3 protein-coding genes are annotated in these 3,330 nt (G+C 63.1%); 2 read left to right on the forward strand and 1 reads right to left on the reverse strand.

Features of this window, described 5'->3' with window-relative positions:
• Positions 1 to 192: 192 nt before the first annotated feature.
• Complete coding sequence (locus EOA24_RS31640; RefSeq protein ID WP_127410471.1) at positions 193 to 1,119, reverse strand: zincin-like metallopeptidase domain-containing protein; 927 nt, start codon at positions 1,117 to 1,119, stop codon at positions 193 to 195.
• A gap of 1,301 nt (positions 1,120 to 2,420) precedes the next feature.
• Between EOA24_RS31640 and EOA24_RS31650 the strand changes: the two genes are divergently transcribed.
• Together EOA24_RS31650 and EOA24_RS31655 are read left to right on the forward strand one after the other, a co-directional pair.
• Positions 2,421 to 2,723: a type II toxin-antitoxin system Phd/YefM family antitoxin gene (locus tag EOA24_RS31650; RefSeq protein WP_127410473.1), complete on the forward strand. Its 303-nt coding sequence runs from the start codon at positions 2,421 to 2,423 to the stop codon at positions 2,721 to 2,723.
• Positions 2,720 to 3,193 carry a type II toxin-antitoxin system VapC family toxin gene (locus EOA24_RS31655; RefSeq protein ID WP_127410474.1) on the forward strand — a complete coding sequence of 158 codons (474 nt, stop codon included), beginning with the start codon at positions 2,720 to 2,722 and terminating at the stop codon, positions 3,191 to 3,193. The genes EOA24_RS31650 and EOA24_RS31655 overlap by 4 nt, the downstream gene beginning before the upstream one ends.
• The last annotated feature ends 137 nt before the right edge of the window (positions 3,194 to 3,330 follow it).

The following is a 3,330-nucleotide window of genomic DNA, read 5'->3' on the forward strand; positions in this document are numbered from 1 at the left end:
GGCGCATGTAGATCACCTTGTGCCGGTCATCGTAAGGGGTGATCCTGTCGGACCAGGGCACTTCGTCAGCAACATGCGGGTCTAGCTCAGGCATCAGCTTTCCTTTTCTCGGGTGCTCTCGACCACAGAGATAGGACAAACTTGGGGACCATTTGGCCGACATACCACACCCAGACGGAGAAGAATGGAACATTAGGCCGCGTCACCCATCGTCTGAGACTGCGGCTGCAAACCGTGCAGGTAGGCGACGGCGCGCTGTGCATGCGCTGCAGCTGTAAAGATCGCGCGGTGGTCCCCGTCGAGCAGCTTGAGCCACGAGGCCACGTAGCTTGCGTGATCCGGCCGCGGCTCCAGCTCAGGGACGATCCCGAGGTCCGCGCAGATCATTGCACTCCCAATTTCCACCAAAAGCTCTTCGCGCGCCCTGTCCGTGCAATCCTTGTGGTATCGGCTCAGGTCCCGATTGAGACGATCGGGAGCCGACGTCCAGTGCAGGGTTTCGTGTGCCCTCACAGCGACGAAAGACGCCATGTCCCTGAACAGCTCCGGCCGAGGCAGTTGCACATGATCGGTGACCGGGGAGTAGAACGCCTTGTCGCCGCCATAGCGGACCACCGCGCCGGTATAGTCGAAGAAGCGATCGGCATGTTCGATGCGCTCGACGGGCCCAGCCGTGGGCTCCGCTGCTGCGTAGTAATGCGATGGCAGCTCGTCGATCTGGTCCACGCAAAAGACCGTATAGGTTTTGAGATACGGAATGCCGCGCTCGACCTCGTCGCCATTGGCATCGACTTCGGTCTTGCTGAAGCTGCCGGCATACACGACCGTGGTTCCGGTTTCGCCCTTGCGGACATGGCCGCCCAGTTCGACCGATTGCTTGAATGTCATCCAGTAGGGTGAAACAAAGCCTCGCGTGACCGCTTCGGACCACAAAAGCAGCGTGTTTATACCCTGATAGGGCAGCCCGTTGTGGCGTAGCGGCCTGGTGACGCTGCCACTCGGATGACCCGCACTCCATGGCTTGACCCAGGGGCGTACACCCTTTTCGAGATCGGCGACGATCTTCTCGGTGATCTTCGCGTAGATATCGGCCCGTGATCCTTTTTCTTTCCTGCTCATTTTCCTGAACCTCCATTCTGGAGGCCGCGTCCATCGCGGCCCCGTCACGGCGGTCCGTCAGCCGGGGCGATCAGGAGGCGCGGGCACCCGCAGGGCCGAAACGACTGTGGAGGACGGCGAAGCCGTTGCGTGCGGCGCCGGACCCGGCAGGAGCGACCTCCGGGACGGGGCGCGAAGTGCGGACAGGCGCGAAACGCGCCAACACGGTCCGGAGCCGCGGGGCTTGCGAGCGCCGCGCGAACGGACTTAGGGACTCAATTCGTTTCGGAGGGGCTATTCCACTGGCTGCATGACAGTAGATGGGATTGGCACACCGGTTTCCGCGCCGGCAAACATCGTCGGAGCCTCGATGACGCAAGCAAATCCGGTCCAATCCCGGCGCCCTGCGGTGGTCACCTGTGGCTTGAGAATGGCGCAAGGCAAAGCGGCACGCCAAGGATAGCAGGCGGGGCTAGGTGCAACTGCAGCAGGGCCACCAAGTCGATACGGCCAGGCCGAGCGTCGGCCGGGTGAAGTTTCGAGGCGGGCCGGCCCGTGAGACAGGTCAAGATGCCTGCGGCGTGCCCTGCGGTCGGGCTCTTTTGCAAGCGTATAGACCTGCTTGCATCTTCTGCCACGTGGGAACACGATCGCGGTGCTCCATCAACAGGGGGGCACGGCCCGACCTGCTCACGTTGTGTCACTCCTCCCGGATAAGCAGGCCGGGCCTCGTATGTCCGGCTCGTCCAGCCAAGCTTTCGTGACGGAAGAGCTCTGACCTGAGCGTGGCGAAGAATGGCAGCTCGCCGATAGCGCGACAGCGCCCAGGCTACTTCGACGACAAGACCTTCAGCTCGGGCGACCGCAAGATAACGCGGGTGGCATCAGGCTCTCCGCCTCGTCGAAATGGCCCGTAGCAGGTCCGCTTCGTCCGTGACCCCGTCATCGAAAGCCTGGAAAACTTCCCTGGCCAGGTATTCCCGCTGTTCCCTGTCTTTCTTGGCGAGATGGCGCTCGTTGCACAGCCGATCAAATACCCGCTGGAGCATGTCCAGCTCAGCGGGCCAGTAGATACCGCGGTAGCGCGACAATGACATTGCTGCCACCCCAAACGCCGGCTGGCGAATTATAACAGGACAGGCATCATTTCGAACCAACTATCTCATCGTGTCTGGGATGTTGGATGCAGTGTGCAGTTGCGATAGCCCCAGCAGCGGACGTGCTGGCGGCCTCGGTGTCATCTGCCTCCGTTGCGACCGAATACGCTGGCACGAGCGCTTTGCGCGCGTTATATATCTGACCAGCTGACTAGGTATGAAATTATGGGCAAGCGGCCAGAACTGACGAAAGCGAAGCGGGCAGCGCCCCGCGCGGCGACAGGACGATGGAAACTCGAGGACGCGAAGGCGCGCTTCAGCGAGGTGGTGCGGCACGCCCGCGAGGAGGGGCCGCAGCGGGTGAGCGTGCGCGGCCATGATGCGGTCGTAGTGATGAGCGTCGAAGAGTTCGAGCGCTTGGCGCCTGAGAAACCCCGTCCGCCGTTCGTGCAGTTCATGGAGAGCCTGCATCTCGGCGGGCTCGATCTCGAGCGCGAGCTGGATCACGGGCGGGATGTGGAGCTGTGAGGGGCTGGCTGCTCGACACCAATGTCGTGGCCGCCCTCATCAATCCGCAGGGCGCGCCGTCTGTGAAGCGCTGGGCCGAGGGACAGGACGAGGAGACCTTTCACATCAGCGTGCTGACGCTTGCCGAATACGACAAGGGCATCCACAACCTTGCCGCCGATCACGCCGAGCGGCCGCGCTATATAGCGGCCCGCGATGCGCTGGCGGGGCGCTTCGGCAGGCGCGTCCTGTCGCTCGGGGACACGATCGTCCGGCGCTGGGGCCGGATTTCCGGCGAGGTCAAGCGCGTAAGCGCACATGCGCCGCCGGTCATCGATACAATGCTCGCTGCGAGCGCGCTCGAACACGATCTTTATCTGGTCACGCGCAACGTGAAGGACGCGCGGTCTTCCGGCGCAATCGTCTTCGATCCGTGGAATGACGATGCGCAAATGTTCCCACTCAGCCCGCTGAGTGGCAGGGAGAGATAGCGGCGGAACAAAAGACGGTCCCATCAGGAACTGGCCCCAGCTTGCGGGATGGTGGGCGAGGCTGAGGCCTCGCCCTGGCGGGCTCAGCCGAGCGCCGCCAGCTGGAGTTCGGCGGCCTTGCGGTCGACGCTCTGGCC

It is taken from the genome of Mesorhizobium sp. M2A.F.Ca.ET.039.01.1.1, assembly GCF_003998035.1.
GTDB lineage: Bacteria > Pseudomonadota > Alphaproteobacteria > Rhizobiales > Rhizobiaceae > Mesorhizobium.